General features: G+C 66.5%; 15 protein-coding genes and 1 pseudogene. 10 read left to right on the top strand and 6 right to left on the bottom strand.

Annotated features, from left to right (window positions below; translation table 11 throughout):
- The first annotated feature begins 22 nt into the window (after positions 1-22).
- Genes LL06_RS15425 through LL06_RS15415 form a run of 3 tightly spaced genes read left to right on the top strand, consistent with a single transcriptional unit; the run spans position 23 to position 2,477 of the window.
- Positions 23-1,012 carry a bifunctional riboflavin kinase/FAD synthetase gene (locus LL06_RS15425; protein ID WP_035528710.1) on the top strand — a complete coding sequence of 330 codons (990 nt, stop codon included), beginning with the start codon at positions 23-25 and terminating at the stop codon, positions 1,010-1,012.
- Positions 1,009-1,728, top strand: coding sequence for an SDR family oxidoreductase (locus LL06_RS15420; RefSeq protein ID WP_035528707.1), 720 nt, complete (start codon positions 1,009-1,011; stop codon positions 1,726-1,728). The genes LL06_RS15425 and LL06_RS15420 overlap by 4 nt, the downstream gene beginning before the upstream one ends.
- Positions 1,725-2,477 carry an SDR family NAD(P)-dependent oxidoreductase gene (locus tag LL06_RS15415; protein WP_035528704.1) on the top strand — a complete coding sequence of 251 codons (753 nt, stop codon included), beginning with the start codon at positions 1,725-1,727 and terminating at the stop codon, positions 2,475-2,477. The genes LL06_RS15420 and LL06_RS15415 overlap by 4 nt, the downstream gene beginning before the upstream one ends.
- Before the next feature lie 62 nt (positions 2,478-2,539).
- Here the strand turns inward: LL06_RS15415 and LL06_RS15410 are convergent, their stop codons facing one another.
- Together LL06_RS15410 and LL06_RS15405 are read right to left on the bottom strand one after the other, a co-directional pair.
- The gene (locus LL06_RS15410) at positions 2,540-2,974 is read right to left on the bottom strand and encodes an RES family NAD+ phosphorylase (protein ID WP_035528701.1); all 435 of its coding nucleotides are present in this window, start codon (positions 2,972-2,974) and stop codon (positions 2,540-2,542) included.
- 2 nt (positions 2,975-2,976) lie between these two features.
- Positions 2,977-3,435: an antitoxin Xre/MbcA/ParS toxin-binding domain-containing protein gene (locus LL06_RS15405; RefSeq protein WP_244447152.1), complete on the bottom strand. Its 459-nt coding sequence runs from the start codon at positions 3,433-3,435 to the stop codon at positions 2,977-2,979.
- 353 nt (positions 3,436-3,788) lie between these two features.
- On the opposite strand from LL06_RS15405, the gene ileS reads away from it, so the two are divergent.
- Both ileS and LL06_RS15395 read left to right on the top strand, forming a co-directional pair.
- Entirely contained in the window at positions 3,789-6,788 is a 3,000-nt protein-coding gene (ileS, locus tag LL06_RS15400; protein WP_035528698.1) for an isoleucine--tRNA ligase, read from the top strand.
- Positions 6,789-6,977: 189 nt separating this feature from the next.
- Positions 6,978-7,643, top strand: a complete 666-nt coding sequence (locus tag LL06_RS15395) for a hypothetical protein (protein WP_035528695.1) — start codon at positions 6,978-6,980, stop codon at positions 7,641-7,643.
- Positions 7,644-7,659: 16 nt separating this feature from the next.
- Here LL06_RS15395 and LL06_RS15390 read toward each other — a convergent pair whose 3' ends face one another.
- On the bottom strand, positions 7,660-8,106 hold the full coding sequence (locus LL06_RS15390) for a nucleoside deaminase (protein WP_052161623.1): 447 nt from the start codon (positions 8,104-8,106) through the stop codon (positions 7,660-7,662).
- 191 nt (positions 8,107-8,297) lie between these two features.
- Between LL06_RS15390 and LL06_RS15385 the strand changes: the two genes are divergently transcribed.
- The 3 genes and pseudogenes from LL06_RS15385 (at position 8,298) to LL06_RS15375 (ending at position 11,497) form a co-directional block, all read left to right on the top strand.
- On the top strand, positions 8,298-10,019 hold the full coding sequence (locus LL06_RS15385) for a pseudouridine synthase (RefSeq protein ID WP_035528689.1): 1,722 nt from the start codon (positions 8,298-8,300) through the stop codon (positions 10,017-10,019).
- Positions 10,000-10,554, top strand: a pseudogene (gene rsmD, locus LL06_RS15380) (16S rRNA (guanine(966)-N(2))-methyltransferase RsmD); the annotation flags it as partial. The gene LL06_RS15385 and the pseudogene rsmD, both read left to right, overlap by 20 nt.
- Positions 10,555-10,612: 58 nt before the next feature.
- Positions 10,613-11,497: a patatin-like phospholipase family protein gene (locus LL06_RS15375; protein WP_035528686.1), complete on the top strand. Its 885-nt coding sequence runs from the start codon at positions 10,613-10,615 to the stop codon at positions 11,495-11,497.
- Between the two features lie 61 nt (positions 11,498-11,558).
- On the opposite strand, the gene LL06_RS15370 is transcribed toward LL06_RS15375, so the two are convergent.
- From LL06_RS15370 to LL06_RS15360, 3 genes are read right to left on the bottom strand one after another with little or no spacing between them, the layout of a single operon-like run.
- Positions 11,559-13,022, bottom strand: coding sequence for an MATE family efflux transporter (locus tag LL06_RS15370; RefSeq protein ID WP_081964004.1), 1,464 nt, complete (start codon positions 13,020-13,022; stop codon positions 11,559-11,561).
- Complete coding sequence (locus LL06_RS15365; RefSeq protein ID WP_035528680.1) at positions 13,019-13,435, bottom strand: VOC family protein; 417 nt, start codon at positions 13,433-13,435, stop codon at positions 13,019-13,021. The genes LL06_RS15370 and LL06_RS15365 overlap by 4 nt, the downstream gene beginning before the upstream one ends.
- 54 nt (positions 13,436-13,489) lie before the next feature.
- Positions 13,490-15,307 carry a monovalent cation:proton antiporter-2 (CPA2) family protein gene (locus LL06_RS15360; protein ID WP_035528677.1) on the bottom strand — a complete coding sequence of 606 codons (1,818 nt, stop codon included), beginning with the start codon at positions 15,305-15,307 and terminating at the stop codon, positions 13,490-13,492.
- A gap of 99 nt (positions 15,308-15,406) precedes the next feature.
- Between LL06_RS15360 and LL06_RS15355 the strand changes: the two genes are divergently transcribed.
- On the top strand, positions 15,407-16,750 hold the full coding sequence (locus LL06_RS15355; protein WP_035528674.1) for a TldD/PmbA family protein: 1,344 nt from the start codon (positions 15,407-15,409) through the stop codon (positions 16,748-16,750).
- Positions 16,737-17,193 (top strand): 3'(2'),5'-bisphosphate nucleotidase CysQ (locus LL06_RS15350; protein ID WP_035528671.1); only part of this gene is annotated, 457 nt, incomplete at its 3' end. The genes LL06_RS15355 and LL06_RS15350, both read left to right, overlap by 14 nt.

Raw genomic sequence — 17,193 nt, 5'->3', positions numbered from 1 at the left:
TCGGCGCGAGGTGAGGACTTCAATGGCGCAACGCATTCAAAATTTCGACAGGTTCCCCGCTGCCCTGAAGGGCGGCGTGGTCGCGATCGGCAATTTCGACGGCGTCCATCGCGGCCACCAGCAGGTGCTGTCGGAAGCCGTGGAACAGGCGGGCCGCCTGTCGGCGCGCACCAACGCCCTGACCTTCGAGCCGCATCCGCGCACGGTCTTCCGTCCCGACCAGCCGGTCTTCCGGTTGACGCCGGCGCCGCTGAAGGCCCGGCTTCTCGAACTGATGAATTTCGACGCGGTCTTCGAGCAGCAGTTCGACCGGGATTTCGCCTCCCGCTCGGCGGAGAACTTCGTCACCGACATCCTTTTGGGCCGCCTCGGCGTCAGCCACGTCGTCACCGGCTACGATTTCCATTTCGGCAAGGGGCGTGAGGGCGATCCGGATTTTCTGATCGATGCCGGCAAGCGCTTCGGCTTCGGAGTGACGCTGGTTGAGGCTTTTGCGGACGAAGGCGGGGAGGTGGTGTCCTCGAGCCGCATTCGCGATGCGCTGGCCACCGGCGACACCGGCCTCGCCAACGGCCTGCTCGGCTATCGCTACGCGGTGGCGGCCGAAGTCCTGCACGGCAAGAAGCTCGGCCGCAGCCTGGGCTACCCCACCGCCAACATGGCCTTGCCCCCGGAAACGGCGCTGATGCCGGGCATCTACGCCGTCAGGTTCCGCCGCGCCGACGGTTCTCACCATGACGGCGTGGCGAGCTTCGGCCGCCGCCCGACCGTCGATGAAGAGGGCGCCGCCCTGTTGCTCGAAACTTTCCTGTTCGATTTCGCGGGCGATCTCTATGGCGAGCAGTGCACGGTCTCCTTCGTCTCCAGGCTGCGCGGCGAGGAGAAATTTGATGGGCTCGACCCACTCGTGGCGCAGATGAAGATCGACGAGGCCGAGGCGCGCGCCGTGCTGGGGGCGCTCACGCCGCTGTCGCCGCTCGATGCCGCCATGACCTTCGGCCCCGCGGCGTGATCGGCTCCGGCGCCCGCCGCATCCTGATCACCGGCGGCAATGCCGGGTTGGGCCTGGCGCTGGCAAAGAAACTCTCAGGCCGCCACAAGATCCTGCTCTCGGGCCGCAAATCGAAGGCCGAGGTCGAAGGCGCCCTGCCGCGCGGCTGCGGCTATATCGTCGCCGACCAGAGCGATCCGGAGATGGCAGCGCTGGCGCTGATCGGCGGCATCCGCGATTTCGGCTGGGACGGTCTCGACAACGCGGTTCTCAATGCCGGCATCGGCCTGGCGGCCGGGGAGGGCATCGACAGCACGGAGGCGATCCGCCGGACCCTCGATGTCAATCTGGCGGCGGCGATGCTGCAGGCGCAGGCGCTCTATCCGCTGCTCAGGAAAAACCGCGGAACGCTGACCCTGATCGGCTCGGTGGTGCACACGGGCTCGGCGACGATTCCCGCCTATGCCGCCTCCAAGGCCGCGCTGCACGGGCTCGCCCGGTCGCTGCGCTCGGAGTGGAAGGGCCAGGTCTCGGTGCAGGTGCTGCATCCGGGTCCGGCGAAGACGGAGATCCACGCCAAGGCCGGTTACGATCCGGGCTGGATTCGCGCCCTGTTCCTCGAGGCCGGCGACATGGCGTCGATGATGGCCTCGGCGATCGCCTCGCGGCGGTCCCCCGTCACGCTCTCCTGGGCGCGCTATCTCTCCGGCGGCGCCTACATGGGACGGCGGCTGTGACCGGGCCGCACAGGCGCGCGCTGGTGACCGGCGGCAGCGCCGGGCTCGGCGCGGCGTTTGTGCGCTGGCTGGCGTCCCGCGGCTACGCCGTCGTCGTGCTCGACCGCGACCAGGTTGAACCCGACGCGCCGCTGGCGGACTTCATCCAGTGCGATCTGGCGAGCCGCACGCAGCTCGACAGCGTCCTGCCCGGCCTGATCGCCGCCGGCCCCTATGATCTGGTGGTGCTCAACGCCGGGATCAGCGCCACCGGGCGCTTCGAGGAGATCGCCGCCCGCACCCATCTCGAGGTGCTGCGCGTCAATGCCGAGGCGCCGATGGTGATCGCCGCCCGCCTGTTCGAGGCCGGCGCCTTTGCCCCGCAGGCCGCCATCGCCTTCGTCGCGTCGCTGTCGCATTTCACCGGATATCCCGGCGCCGCCGCCTATGCCGCTTCCAAGGATGCGCTGGCGATCTACGCCAGCAGCATGCACAAGGTCGCGGCGGCGAGGGGCGTGAGCATCACCGTGGCCTTTCCCGGACCCTTGCGCACCGCGCATGCCGAGACCTATGCGCCCGAGGGCGCCGATCCCAGCAGGCGCATGGAGCCCGATCTGGCGGCAGGCCTCATCCTGGCGGATGTCCTCTCGGGCAAAAAGACCTCCATCCCCGGCCGCGCCAACCGCCTCGCCGCGATCGCCGGCCGGATCCTGCCCAAACCGATGACCGGCCTGATGCGCCGGCTGGTCTATGACCGGTTGAAGCGGTAGTCGCGCGACGATCGTCGAGGACCGGACCTGGGCGGCTTAGTCGAGGACCGGACCTGGGCGCCTTACTTGAGAAAGCGCGGGTCGAGCGGATGCATTTCCGCCGAAACAATCGACTGCTTCGCATGTTCGGGGTGAGCCGGATTGATCAGCAGGTTAAAGCAATGCGGCATGATGATGCTGGGGACGCGCATCACCGGCGCGTCGCCCTGATGGCAGAACGCCTCGAACGCTTCGCGCGATATCGCCGGATCGTCTTTCCAGCCGGAAGGCAGGTTCACCGGTTCAACCGCCAGCCGGTCGGGAACATCGATCTCGAGCAACTGATAGGTTTCGGGCAGGTCTTCGAGGTCAAAATGGACCAGCAATTCTAGCATGGCCAGCGCAGGGTGTTCGGCGCAATAGACGATGCGCCTGCCGAGGTGGTTCCAGCGGCCGGCGTGGTAGGTCCCGCCAATTCCCGACAGATCGGCGTGGTTCGAGATCCGCCAGATCCGCATGATCAGGCAAACATGCCGTGATCGATCGCGTGAAGCTCGGAGTCAACGATATGTGCGCCGGTTTCGGACGCCAGAAGGTCGAGCGGGACCACCCCGTCAAGCGCGCGGGATGGCTTGCGCAGCCAGCGATTGGCTTTTTCCGCCGAACCGAAGACGCGCACCGCATGGTCGTGAATGCGAGACAGCCGCAAGGCCCGGTCGGACTCGGTCGCGCTCAAGGGTTCCCGGTTCTGCTGACGCCGCTCAAGGGACCGTTTGGAGACGACCAGCCTGGTAATTTCCGGCAGTGTGAAGCCGCTGGACTTCAGCGAATTTATCACCGCTGTTTCTGCCCGAACCGTGATCGCGCCCGTGTCCCTCGACATTTTGCCGAGCGATGTGAAGATCTCCATTCCTGATCCATCGGACATCAAGATGAACCCGCCATCGGCGGCTTTGTCGCCCGACTTCTGTTCAGCCATCCGAGGTTGATTGCGTGCCCGGGCCGCCTTCTTCCTTGAGGGAGAATGGGGATTTGATTTCCTCGATTGCGTCATCGTGATCCTCGCCAGTTGCCATTCAAAATAGGGGCACGTGGCGGAATTCGCAATGGCGCACTTTGCGCTTCCCTGAAATTGCAGAGATTGATAAAAGCCCCGCCATGACCACGGCTGTCCCGATCACAGGCATTCCGCCGCTACGAATTATGGTCCCGGTTTCCCGCTGAGCAGGGCTCGCTGGAGACCGGGCAATTTCGGCGTTCTTGCGCGCCGCACTTCCGAACTCTCCGATACACTGTCTACCACGGGCCAACGGCCCAGAAGATTGCGACACCATGACCGACACCACCGACACGATCGACTATTCCAAGACGCTCTATCTGCCCGAGACCGATTTCCCGATGCGCGGCGGGCTGCCGCAGAAGGAGCCGGAGCTGGTCGCCCGCTGGCAGGACATGCGGCTTTATGACCGGCTGCGCGCCTCCTCGGCCGGCCGCCCGAAATATGTGCTGCATGACGGCCCGCCCTATGCCAACGGCAACATCCATATCGGCCACGCACTCAACAAGATCCTCAAGGACGTGATCACCCGCTCGTTCCAGATGCGCGGTTTCGACAGCAACTACGTGCCGGGCTGGGATTGCCACGGCCTGCCGATCGAATGGAAGATCGAGGAGGAGAACTACCGCTCCAAGGGCCGCGAGAAGCCCGACCTCAAGGAGCCGGCGGCGATGATCGAGTTCCGCAAGGAATGCCGCGCCTATGCCGAGCACTGGGTGTCGGTGCAGTCGGACGAGTTCAGGCGTCTCGGCATCGAGGGCGATTTCGACAAGCCCTACAAGACTATGGATTTCCACGCCGAGGCGCGGATCGCCGGCGAACTCTTGAAGATCGCCAAATCCGGCCAGCTCTATCGCGGCTCCAAGCCGATCATGTGGTCGGTGGTCGAACGCACCGCGCTGGCCGAGGCCGAGGTCGAGTACCAGCCCTACGAGAGCGACACGATCTGGGTGAAGTTTCCGGTTAGGAAAGCGCCTGGCGCCTTTGGTATCCATGGCGGTGACCAGCCGAATGAAGACGCACTTGCTCAGCAGAATCAGGTTTCTGCTGATCTTCGTGACGCCTCTGTGGTCATCTGGACCACCACGCCCTGGACCATCCCGGGCAACCGCGCCATCTCGTTTTCGACCCGCATCGCCTACGGACTCTATGAAGTCACGGCGGCGGAGAACGATTTCGGCCCGCAACCGGGCGAGAAACTGATCTTCGCCGATGCGTTGGCCGAGGAGTGCTTCGCCAAGGCCAAACTCCAGTTCAAGCGGCTTTCCGATGTCAAGCCGGCCGACCTTGAAGGCATGGTCTGCGCCCACCCGCTCAAGGGCCTCGGCGGCGGCTACGACTTCCCCGTTCCGCTGATCGCCGGCGATCACGTCACCGACGACGCCGGCACCGGCTTTGTGCACACCGCGCCCGGCCATGGTCGCGAGGACTTCGAGGCGTGGATGGACGCGGCCCGCGACCTCGAAGCCCGCGGCATCTCGTCCGCGATCCCGTTCACCGTCGACGACGCCGGCTTCTACACCAAGGACGCCCCCGGCCTCGGACCCGACCGCGACGGCGGCCCGGCCCGCGTCATCGACGACAAGGGCAAGAAGGGCGACGCCAATGATTCGGTCATCAAGGCGCTGATCGAGGCCGGCACGCTCTTCGCCCGCGGCCGGCTCAAGCACGACTACCCCCATTCCTGGCGCTCGAAGAAGCCGATCATCTTCCGCAACACGCCGCAATGGTTTGTCCACATGGACAAGGATTTCGGCGACGGCACGACGCTGCGCACGCGCGCGCTGTCGGCCATCGATGATACCCGCTTCGTCCCCGCCGCCGGCCAGAACCGGCTGCGCGGCATGATCGAGGACCGGCCCGACTGGGTGCTGTCGCGCCAGCGCGCCTGGGGCGTGCCGATCGCCGTCTTCGCCGATGTCGACGGCACCGTGCTGGTCGATGAGGCGGTCAACGCCCGAATCCTCGAAGCCTTCGAGACGGAGGGCGCCGACGCCTGGTTCGCCGAGGGCGCGCGCGCCCGCTTCCTGGGCGATCTCGCGAGCGATCCGAAATGGATCCAGGTCACCGACATTCTCGATGTCTGGTTCGATTCGGGATGCACCCACGCCTTCACGCTCGAGGACCGGCCCGATCTCAAATGGCCGGCCGATGTCTATCTCGAGGGCTCGGACCAGCATCGCGGATGGTTCCACTCCTCGCTGCTCGAAAGCTGCGCCACCCGCGGCCGCGCGCCCTACGACGCCGTCATCACCCATGGCTTCACCATGGCCGAGGACGGCCGCAAGATGTCGAAGTCGCTGAACAACCAGGTGTTCCCGCAGGATGTGATGAAGGAATCGGGCGCCGACATCCTCAGGCTCTGGGTGATGAACACGGACTACTGGGAGGACCAGCGCCTCGGCAAGACCGTGATCAAGACCAACATCGACGCCTACCGCAAGCTCCGCAACACCATCCGCTGGATGCTGGGCACGCTGGCGCATGACGCGGGCGATCAGGTTGCGCCCGCCGACATGCCCGAACTCGAGCGGCTGATGCTGCATCGGCTTTCGGAACTCGACCAACTGGTGCGCACCGGCTACGACAGTTTCGACTTCAAGCGCATCGCCCGCGCGCTCACCGATTTCTCCAACATCGAGCTGTCGGCGTTCTATTTCGACATCCGCAAGGATGCGCTCTATTGCGATGCGCCGTCGAGCACGCGCCGTCGCGCGTCGCTGCAGGTGATCGCCAAGATCTTCGAATGCCTGGTGACCTGGCTCGCGCCGATGCTGCCCTTCACCATGGAGGAGGCCTGGCTCTCCCACAGGCCGGAGGCCGAATCGGTGCATCTCGAGCAGTTCCCCGAGGTGCCGGCCGGCTGGCGCGACGACGCGCTTGCGGCGAAGTGGAAGAAGATCCGCACCGTGCGGCGCGTGGTCAGCGGCGCGCTGGAAATCGAGCGGCGCGACAAGCGCATCGGCTCGTCGCTGGAGGCGGCGCCGGTCGTCTACATCACCGACCCGGCGCTGGTCGCAGCGGTCGGCGACAGCGATTTCGCCGAAATCTGCATCACCTCCGGCGTCCGCGTCGAAACCAATGCAGGGCCGGCTGACGCCTTCCGCCTCGACGATGTCGGCGCCGTGGCCGTCGTTCCGGCGCTTGCCGAAGGGACGAAATGCGCCCGCTCGTGGCGGATCACCGGCGATGTCGGCTCCGATCCGGACTTCCCGGACGTGTCCGCCCGGGACGCGGCCGCCCTGCGCGAACTCAAGGCGCTCGGCCGGCTTTGAGCCGATCGCCCTGCCGGCCCGGGAACTTTCCGGGTCCGGCGGGACCAGGCCCTTGGCCGGAAAGCGAATTTTGCCGGGTCAATTGCTCTTGCGCTGTTGATCCGGTAAAACCCTGCCTGAAAAAGGCCGGATTGTGCGGCGACAAGCAGCATGAATGTGAAAATGACTGTCTGAGACGGGACCCAGTGCATGACAATGAAGACAGAGTATCGCGCCGGCGTGACCATCGGCGCACTCATTGCCGCAAGCCTGACGTTGTCCGGCTGCCTTGGCCCGACCTATGGCACCGACAAGTCGTCGACCGAGCAGTTGCTTGACGACCTTGGCAACATCGCCACGATCGGCGGAAGCAACAAGGCCGAGGGAATCGAATACAAGCCGCGCCCGGCGATCGTGACGCCGTCCGACACGGCGAGCCTTCCTGCGCCGCAGCAGAACGTGGTCGAGAACAATCCCGCCTGGGTGGAATCGCCCGAGGAAACCCGCAAGCGGCTGATCGCCGAGGCCGACGCCAATCCCAACAGCTCCGGCAGTTCGCCGCTGGCGCGACGGGTGTCCGCATCGAGCGGCCTGACCGGACCGACCGCCGGCCGGGCGGCTGACGGGCCGCCGACGCCCGGCCAGACGCTTGCGTCCGCCGCCGAGCGCAAGAAATTCCAGGAAGGCCGCAGGATCCAGCAGGGCGCCTATTCCGATCGCCGCCGCTATCTCTCCGATCCGCCGCTGACCTACCGCCAGCCCGCCGAGACCGCCCCGGTCGGCGACCTGGGCGAGCCGGAAAAGGCCAAGGAGCGGCGCCGCATCGCCGAGGCCAAGAAGGCCGGCACCGGCACGCGTAGCTGGTGGCCCTGGTAAGCAGCCCCGTCCGCCCTTACCGGCGGTCCTTGAAGAAATCCTTGAGCAGCCGCATGGCGTCGCTGGACGCCATGCCCGGATAGACATCCGGGCTGTGGTGGCACGTGGGCTGGTGGAAGAACCGCACGCCGCTTGTCACCGCGCCGCCCTTTTCGTCATCAGTGCCGTAATAGAGCCGCCTCAGCCGGGCAAACGAGATCGCCGCCGCGCACATGGTGCAGGGCTCGAGCGTCACATAGAGGTCGGCGTCCGTCAGCCGTTCGCTTCCCAGACTCTCAGCGGCCTGCCGGATGGCAAGCATTTCCGCATGGGCGGTCACGTCATTGAGTTCGCGGGTCCGGTTGCCGGCGCGCGCCACCACCGTGCCGTCGCGCACGATCACGGCGCCTACCGGCACTTCGCCGCGCGCCGCGGCTGCGCGGGCCTCCTCGAGCGCGAGATCCATATAGCCGTTGCTGATCATGAAATGTCCGGACATATGAAGACCACGATGAAACCTCTTAACCCGGCCCGTCCAACCTGATAGACAGCCATTTAACCGCCCCATCAGACCGGAACGGGTCCAAGCAAGGCTCTCGCGCAAACCGAACGTATCCAGCGGCCATGGCGCGTCAAGACAACGCGGTTCACGCTGTGAAGGCAGGCAAACAACAAATGACAGAACAAGACAAGCCCAAACGCGGCAAACCGCACTCCGCCAAGCAGACTCCCGAGCCTGCCGAAGCCGCCGCCGACAGCGGCCGCATTGCCAAGATCCTGGCGCGCGCGGGCGTCGCCTCGCGCCGCGACGTCGAGCGCATGGTCGCCGAGGGCCGCATCAAGGTCAACGGCAAGATCCTGGAGACCCCGGCGGTGGTGGTGTCGCTGTCCGACCGCATCGAGGTCGACAACGAGGAGATCGGCGGCATCGAACGCACCCGGCTCTGGGTCTACCACAAGCCCGCGGGACTGGTGACCACCAACAAGGATCCCGAAGGCCGGGACACCGTCTTCGACAAGCTGCCCAAGCACCTGCCGCGGGTCATGACCGTCGGCCGCCTCGACATCAACACCGAAGGCCTGCTGCTGCTCACCAATGATGGCGGCCTGGCCCGCACGCTGGAACTGCCGCAGACCGGCTGGCTCCGCCGCTACCGCGTGCGCGCCTATGGCGACATCGACCAGGCCCGGCTCGACGAACTCAAGGACGGCATCGCGGTCGAGGGCGTGCTCTACGGCGCCATCGAGGCGACGCTCGACCGCAAGCAGGGCCACAATGTCTGGATCACCATGGGCCTGCGCGAAGGCAAGAACCGCGAGATCAAGAACGTGCTCGGCGCGCTGGGCCTCGACGTCAACCGCCTGATCCGCATCTCCTTCGGACCGTTCCAGTTGGGCGACATCCGCGAGGGCGAGGTCGTCGAGATCAAGAGCCGCATCCTGCGCGAACAGTTGGGCGAGCGCATGATCGAGGAATCGGGCGCCAATTTCGATGCGCCGCTGAGCGAGCATCTTCCTCCCGCCAAACCCGAAGCCAAGGCCAAGCCCGTGTCCAAGCCGGCGCAGCGGGAATGGATCTCGAGCTCGGAGAAGACCGAGCGCGCCCGGGCGCGGCTCGACACCAAGCCCGGCCGGCCCTCGCGCGAGGGTCCTTCGCGGGACGGCCCGTCGCGCGACGGCAAGAGCTTCGGCCGCGACCGGGATCGCGCGCCCGCCGGCGACCGGGGCGAGCGCAAGCCCTTCGGCGCATCTAGATTTGAAAAACCGGGCAAATTCGACAAGCCGGGCGGCGCGCGCAACGAGGAGCCCGGCGGCAAGCCCGCCAAGCGCAGCTTCGTCCAGCGCAGCCGCGCCACCAATGTCTGGATGGCGCCGGGCGCGCGTCCGGTCGCCGAGGCTAAGAAGGCCGAAGCCGAGCGCGCCGAGCGCAAGCCCGCCCGCGCCGACGCCCGCGCGGAAACCCGCCGCGGCAGCTTCCCCAAGGACCGCGCCAAGCCAAGGCCCGCCGCCGACGGGGATGAGGCGCGACCCGCCCGCGACTTCAAGAAGCCGGGTGGCAAGCCGGACTTCAAGTCTTCGGGCAAACCCGGCGGCAAGTCGTTCGATGGTCCTGCGAAGGGGCCGGGCAAGAGCTACGGCAAGCCGTCCGGAAAACCTGCGGGAGAAGCGCGTGGCGGCAAGTCGTTCGACGGCCCCGCCCGGGCGCCCGGCAAGACTTTCGGCAAGCCGTCCGGAAAGCCCGCCGGCGAAGCGCGAGGCGGCAAGTCGTTCGACGGACCCGCCAAGGGCCCGGGCAAGCCCTATGGCAAGCCGTCTGGCAAGCCCGCGGGCGAAGGCCGCGGCGGCAAACCTGCTTCCGGAAAGGGACGTGGACCGGGTGCGGATCGTCGGCGGTGAATTTCGCGGCAGGAGCCTTGCCGCGCCGAAGAGCCAGGCGATCCGGCCCACCACGGACCGGAGCCGGGAAAGCCTGTTCAACATCCTGAGCCACGGCTATCCCGAAGCCCTTGAGTCCACCCGCGTCCTCGATCTGTTCGCGGGCACCGGGGCGCTGGGGCTCGAGGCGCTGTCGCGCGGCTGCCGGTCGGCGCTGTTCGTCGAAAGCGGCGTCGAAGGCCGCGGCATCATCCAGAAGAACATCGAGACCTTCGGCCTGCAGGGCCGCGCGCGGCTGTTTCGCCGCGACGCCACCAAGCTCGGCCCGTCCGGCACGATGGGCCGGTTCGATCTCATCTTCGCCGATCCGCCCTATGGAAGGGGCCTGGGCGATCAGGCGCTTGCCTCGGCGGCCAAGGGCGGCTGGATCTCGCCGGGCGGGGTGATCGTGCTCGAGGAAGAGGCCGCCGCCCGGCCCGATCCGGGAGCAGGCTTCGAACTCCTGGAAACCCGCGCATTTGGCGACACGATTATGCGGTTTTTCCGGTATAATGGTGGGGATACTGGCCCGGAGCGGACGGGTCAGGAAAGCGCCACGGAAGGCAGTCTGGACAATGGATAAAGTCGGCACCAGCATTCCCGCTCTTCCGGTCCCATCGTCCGGACCGAGCGTCGCGGTGGCCTTCGGCGGTGGCGGCGCCCGCGGGGTCGCCCATATCCACATCATCGAGACGCTGGACGCGTTGGGCATCACCCCCGTGGCGATCTCCGGATCGTCGATCGGCGCGATCATGGGGGCGGCGATGGCGTCGGGCCTGTCGGGCAAGGACATCCGCGACCATACGCTCGCGACTGTCGGAAAACGGTCCACGGCCTTTGGCAGGATCTGGAAGGCAGCCCGCCCGCTCGGCGTCAAGGACGCCATGGAGAACGGGCTGCGGCTCGGCCAGTTCAATGTCGAGCGCATCCTCGAGGCATTTCTTCCGGACTCCGTCGCCCGCACCTTCGAGGAGCTCAAGATCCCGACCAAGATCATGGTCACCGATTACTACGGCCACTGCGAGGTGGTGTGCGAAGCGGGCGACCTGCGCACCGCCATCGCCGCCTCCGCCGCCATCCCGGCGGTGTTCCGGCCGGTGGTGATCGGCGACCGGATCATGATCGATGGCGGCATCTTCAATCCCGTGCCCTTCGACAAGCTGAGCGGGCTCGCCGACATCATCATCGGCGTCGACGTCGTCGGCCTGCCGGCCGGGTCTCCGGGCCAGACGCCCTCGACCATCGACATGATGTTCGGCTCGAGCCAGTTGATGATGCAGTCGATCATCGAGATGAAGCGCCACGCCTTTCCGCCGCACATTCTTCTCAGGCCCGAGGTGCACCAGTACCGGGTGCTCGATTTCCTCAAGGCTCGCGAGATTCTGGCTGATTCGAAAGGCGTCGCCGAGCAGCTCAAGCGCGACCTCGATGCCGCCTTCGCCTTTTACGGCTCGTCTTGAGATGTGGCGCGCCCAAAGGGATTTCCCTTGGGCATGACCGCAGGCGCGTCAATTCAATGTCCTAAAGCGTCGAGGCCTTGCCGCTGGTGAAGGCCGATTGCCCCGCCGGCGGAACCGGCACCGGGACCGCATCCGGCCCGCCGCCGTCACGATCGCCGATTTTCGAGATCATCCGGAAGCTGACGATGACCGCGGCGAGCCCGAACACCACCGCGCCCAGGCCGGATCCCGCAAGCGCGCCCGGCGCCCCGTACCAGTGCGAGCCAAGCCAGACGAAGGGGATCACCCCGAGCGTCGACCGGCCCCAGTTGAACAGGGTGGAATAGAGGGCGTAGCCCAAATTGTTGAACGCCGCATTGGCGACGAACAGCATGCCGTTGAAGATGAAGCTGCCGGCGACGAACAGGCAGAAGAAGACGATCACCTCGCGCGCCTCGCCGGTGGCGCCGAACAGGTCGGCGATCTGGTTGCGGAACAGCGCCAGCAGCGCCCAGGCGGCGAGCGTGTAGATCATGATGAAGATCAGGCTGTCGCGCATGGTCAGGATCAGCCTGTCATAGCGCCTGGCGCCATAATTCTGGCCGAGAATGGGCCCGACGGCGCCCGAGAGCGCGAACAATGCCCCGAACGCGACCGGAATCAGCCGCCCGACCACGGCCCAGCCGGCGACGGCGGCGTCGCCATGCTGCGCCATGGTGGTGGTGACGAAGGTGTTGCCCACGGGCGTGGCGATCTGCGTCATCAGGGCCGGCAGGCCGATGGCGAGAAACGGCCGGACTTCGCGGACAAGCACCGCGCGAGACGGCAGCGCCGCGAGATTGTGCACCCGGACGAGCCCGTAAAAGCCGATGCCGATCAGCGCGAAGCGCGAGATCACCGTGGCGATGGCCGCCCCATGGATGCCGAGGTCGAAGCCGAAGATGAAGACGGGGTCGAGCACCGCGGTCAGCGCACCCGCGCCGAGCGTGACATACATGGCGCGCTTGGCGTCGCCGACGGCGCGCAGCAGCGCCGAAAGGCACATGCCGACGCCGAGCACGGGCAGGGACGGCAGCACGATCTGCATGAATTCGGTGGCGAGCTCAGCGGTGCGGCCCCTGGCGCCCATCATGCGCACGAGATCGGCCAGAAACGGATAGGCCATCGCCACGGTCGCGATCATCAGGATCAGCATATAGGCGATCGAGGCGCCGGCGATCTCGCGCGCCTCGCCGCGGTTGCCCCGGCCGAGCGCGCGCGCGGTCAGCGCGGTGGCCGCGATCGACAGGCCGATGGCGACCGAGGTTGAGAAGAACAGCAGCGTGCCGGCATAGCCGATGGCCGCGGCCAGTTCCTGCTGCCCCAGGAGCGAGATGTAGAACAGGTTGAGCGCATCGACGATGAACACCGCCACCAGGCCGATCGAGCCGGTGGCGGTCATGGTCACCACGTGCCGCATGGTCGAGCCGGTGACGAAGATCCCGGGCTTCCTGCCTGATCGGGGATCGGCAGCCGGTCCGGGCGCTCCAGGCTCGCGCGTGCTCACGAAGCGAAGACCTGCCCCAGGTCGGCGAACCCCTTGAATTCCAGCGCATTGCCCGACGGATCGCGGATGAACAGCGTCGCCTGTTCGCCCGGCTGGCCTTCGAAGCGCAGGGTCGGCTTCATGATCCAGTCGATCCCGTCTGCTGCCTCGAGCCGCGCGGCGAGCTTCTTCCAGTCGTCCATCTGCAGCACGGCGCCGAAATGCGGGATCGGGACGGAATGGCCGTCGACCGCGCCGGACGAGGCGCCCGCACCCGCATCCGGGCGGACATGGCCCGACATCTGGTGGCCGAACAGGTCGAAATCGATCCAGCTCTCGGTGAAGCGGCCCATCGGGCAGCCCAGCACGTCGCCGTAGAAATGGCGCGTGTCCTCGATGGAGCGGATGGGAAAGGCGAGGTGGAATGGCGTCATGGGCTGTCTTTCTTCAATAGGGGCTGCCGGGCGGCATCTGTTGCCAAGTGGCGCTCAGGCGGGATCCTGCAAGGTGATATCGGGTTCGAGCGGTTTGTCCAGACGTTCGGATTCGCGCTTGGGCTTGATCAGCGGCTCGGGCGTGACCGGCCGGGTGAGCAGCCTGTCGCTGCCCGCGAGAATCCCTTCCACGGCCTGCAGCGCGAGCCGCTCCTCGTCGCGCCGGCGCACATCGTCGCTGATCTCCATCGCCAGGTCCTCGGTGACGCCCAGCGCTTCGAGCGTCTTGCGGCCGAACACCATGCCGGATTCGAAGGTCTCGCGCATTTCATACTCGACGCCGCGGGCGCGCAGCGACAGCGTGTGGGTCCGGTCATAGGCGCGCGCGAAGATGCGGGCGGTGGGAAACTCCGCCTGCACCAGGTCGACGATCTTGTCGGTGATTTCCTTCTTCTGGGTGCAGACGGCGACGATCTTGGCGCGGTTGATGCCCGCGGCGATCAGCACATCCTTGCGGGTGCCGTCGCCGAAATAGATCTTGAAGCCGAACTTCGACGCCGAGCGGATCCGGTCGGCGGAATGGTCGATGATGGTCACGTCCGATCCTCCCGCCAGCAGCATCTGCGAGGCGATCTGGCCGAAGCGCGAGAACCCGATCATCAGCACATCGGAACCCGCGCCCGCGAAATCCTCGTCGATGTGGTCGGCATGATCCGTTCGCAGCAGGTACCGCACGGGCACGGCCGCCAGCGGCGTCAACGCCATCGAGATGATGACGATCGCCACCAGCAGCGAGGCGGTGGCCGGGGAAAAGACCCCGGCCGCTGCCGCCGCGCTGAAGATGACGAAGCCGAACTCGCCGCCCTGCGGCAACAGACCGGCGATCTTGACGCTGTCATTGTGGCCCGATCCGAACATCCGGCAGGCGGCATAGATCACGAGCGCCTTGAGGATCATCAGCACCGGCACGGCAACGAGGATGACGAGGATGTTGTCGGCGATCACCGCGAGATCGAGCGACAGGCCCACCGCAATGAAGAACAGCCCGAGCAGGATGCCGCGGAACGGCTCGATGTCGGCTTCGAGCTCGTGCCGGTAGGAGGATTCGGCCAGCATGACGCCAGCGATGAAGGCGCCCATCGCCATCGACAGGCCGGCGACCTGCATCAGCATGCCCGAGGCCAGCACCACGAACAGCGCCGCGGCGATCATCACTTCCTTGGCGCCGGTTCCGGCGATGAGCTGGAACAGCGGATTGAGCAGGTAGCGCCCGGCCGCCAGCAGGGCGGCGATCGCGGCGACGGTGATCGCCACGTCCTGGACGATGGACCCACTATCCTCCCCAGTCGACGGGGCGACCAGCGGCACCAGCGCCAGGATCGGCACGATCGCCAGGTCCTGGAACAGCAGGATCGAAAACGACTGCTGCCCGTACCTCGTGTTGAGATCGCCGCGCTCCTCGAGGATCTGGATGCCGAAGGCGGTCGAGGACAGCGCCAGCCCGAAGCCGATCACGAGGGCCGCGGCCCATATTTGCCCGCCAAACGCCACCGTCGCGGCGAAGATGACCAGCGCCGAGACGATGACCTGAACCAGCCCGAGGCCGAAGATGTCGCGCCGCATCTGCCAGAGCCGAGAGGGCTTGAGCTCAAGTCCGATGATGAACAGAAGCAGCACAACTCCGAGTTCCGCGAAATGCAGGATCTCCTCGCCATCCCGGATGAACCTGAACAGCGGGCCGATCACGATGCCGGCAGCGAGGTAGCCGAGAACGGTCCCGAGCCCTATTTTCTTGAAAACCGGGGCGGCGACGAGCGCTGCGCACAGCAGGACGAGGCCTTCCGTGTAAAGGCTGGTTTCGGCTGCGGCCATTCACGACGCTCCTTTTGCGTTTATGAGTCCATTCATGCATGGGACTTGATGGTTGACCGCCGGAACAATACATGAGAGCCAAGTGAAAGGCCAAAAATCATGAGCGAATCCAGACAAAACGAAGGCTTGCTGGCAACAGCGGAGCGACTTATCGAACGCGCCCGCGCGGCCGGCGCCGACCAGGCCGATTCCGTGGTGGTTCGCCGCCGCTCCCGATCGGCGTCGGTTCGCAACGGCCAGGTGGAAAACACCGAATCCTCCGAATCCGATGATTTCAGCCTCAGGGTCTTTGTCGGCCAGAAAGTGGCCGTCGTCCAGGCCGGCCAGGGTGCCGACGAGAAGGCGCTCGCCGAGCGCGCCGTCGCCATGGCGCGGGTCTCCCCGGAGGATCCGCATGCCTGTCTCGCCGATGCCGGGATGCTCGCGCAGTCCTGGCCCGATCTCGACCTGTTCGACGCCACCGAGCCGTCGGCGGAAAGCCTGATCGAGGCCGCGACGGCGGCCGAGGCGGCGGCACTCGCGGTGCCGGGCGTGGCCAGTTCCATCGGCGCTGGCGCCGGCGCGGGGCTGTTCGGCATGGTGCTGGCCACATCGCACGGGTTTTCGGGCGCGTTCGAGCGCTCGGGTTTCTCCCGCTCGGTCAGCGTCATCGCCGGCAACGGCACCAAGATGGAGCGCGACTATGACTTCGACAGCCGCGTGTTCTTCGATGATCTCGATCCCGCAGAAGCCATCGGCCGGAGCGCTGGCGAACGCGCCGCGGCGAGGGTCAACCCGCGCAAGGTCAAGACCGGCTCGAACGTAACCGTGGTGTTCGATCCGCGCGCCGCGCGCGGCCTGATCGGCCATCTCATCTCCGCCATCAACGGCGCCGCCGTCGCCCGCAAGACCAGCTTCCTCAAGGACATGATGGGCAAGAAGATCGCCATCGACGGGCTGACGCTGGTGGACAACCCCTTTATCCGCCGTGGTTCCGGCTCGCGACCCTTCGATGGCGAAGGCGTCTCCATCGGCCCTCTGACCATGGTCGAGGAAGGCGTCCTCAAGCAGTGGTACCTGACCACCGCCGTGGGCCGCGAACTGGGTCTCAAAAGCAATGGCCGCGCGAGCCGCGGCGGCGGCGTCTCGCCGTCCTCCACCAATGTCATCGTCACCCCCGGCCGGCAGACGCCGAAGGAGCTGATCGCCTCGGTCGGCAGCGGCTTCTATGTCACCGAACTGATCGGCCAGGGCGTCAACCAGGTGACCGGCGAGTACAGCCGCGGCGCCTCCGGTTTCTGGATCGAGAACGGGGAAATCAGCTTCGCCGTCTCCGAGGTGACCATCGCCTCCAATCTCAAGGACATGTTCAAGCGCATGATCTTCGCCGACGACATCGATCCCAAATATGCGATCGCGGCACCCACCATCGCCGTGGAAGGGATGACGCTTGCTGGCGACTGACGCCCATGCCGACGATCTGGCCCTGATGCTGGACGCGTCGCGCCTGGCGGCCGACATCGCCATGGCGCATTTCCGCCAGGACCCCGAGGTCTGGTACAAGAACGACGGGCGCTCCCCGGTGTCGGAAGCCGACATCGCCATCGACCGGATGCTGCACCAGGTGCTTCTCTCCGCCCGCCCCGATTATGGCTGGCTGTCCGAGGAGCGGGAAGACAGCGATGCGCGGATCCTGCACCGCCGCGTCTTCATCATCGATCCGATCGACGGCACCCGCGCCTATGTCTCCGGCCGGCCCGACTGGTGTGTGAGCATCGGCCTGGTCGAGGACGGCAGGCCGGTGGCCGGCGTGCTGGCGGCGCCGGCGCGCGGCGAGGTCTGGCATGCGCGCGCCGGCGGCGGGGCATTTCTCAACGAGGTGCGGCTCTGGTCCGGCCAGGGCGAGG

Source organism: Hoeflea sp. BAL378 (assembly GCF_000759435.1).
GTDB lineage: Bacteria > Pseudomonadota > Alphaproteobacteria > Rhizobiales > Rhizobiaceae > Hoeflea.
Note: the sequence above shows the minus strand (reverse complement) of the source record. Positions and strands in the feature narration are given on the sequence as shown.

Bases quoted from the DNA above. Each gene is read 5' to 3' on its own strand.
- LL06_RS15425 (WP_035528710.1), top strand. From the start codon at position 23: ATGGCGCAACGCATTCAAAATTTCGACAGGTTCCCCGCTGCCCTGAAG.
- LL06_RS15410 (WP_035528701.1), bottom strand. From the start codon at position 2,974: ATGCGGATCTGGCGGATCTCGAACCACGCCGATCTGTCGGGAATTGGC.
- LL06_RS15405 (WP_244447152.1), bottom strand. From the start codon at position 3,435: ATGGCTGAACAGAAGTCGGGCGACAAAGCCGCCGATGGCGGGTTCATC.
- ileS (WP_035528698.1), top strand. From the start codon at position 3,789: ATGACCGACACCACCGACACGATCGACTATTCCAAGACGCTCTATCTG.
- LL06_RS15395 (WP_035528695.1), top strand. From the start codon at position 6,978: ATGACAATGAAGACAGAGTATCGCGCCGGCGTGACCATCGGCGCACTC.
- LL06_RS15390 (WP_052161623.1), bottom strand. From the start codon at position 8,106: ATGATCAGCAACGGCTATATGGATCTCGCGCTCGAGGAGGCCCGCGCA.
- LL06_RS15385 (WP_035528689.1), top strand. From the start codon at position 8,298: ATGACAGAACAAGACAAGCCCAAACGCGGCAAACCGCACTCCGCCAAG.
- LL06_RS15375 (WP_035528686.1), top strand. From the start codon at position 10,613: ATGGATAAAGTCGGCACCAGCATTCCCGCTCTTCCGGTCCCATCGTCC.
- LL06_RS15365 (WP_035528680.1), bottom strand. From the start codon at position 13,435: ATGACGCCATTCCACCTCGCCTTTCCCATCCGCTCCATCGAGGACACG.
- LL06_RS15360 (WP_035528677.1), bottom strand. From the start codon at position 15,307: ATGGCCGCAGCCGAAACCAGCCTTTACACGGAAGGCCTCGTCCTGCTG.
- LL06_RS15355 (WP_035528674.1), top strand. From the start codon at position 15,407: ATGAGCGAATCCAGACAAAACGAAGGCTTGCTGGCAACAGCGGAGCGA.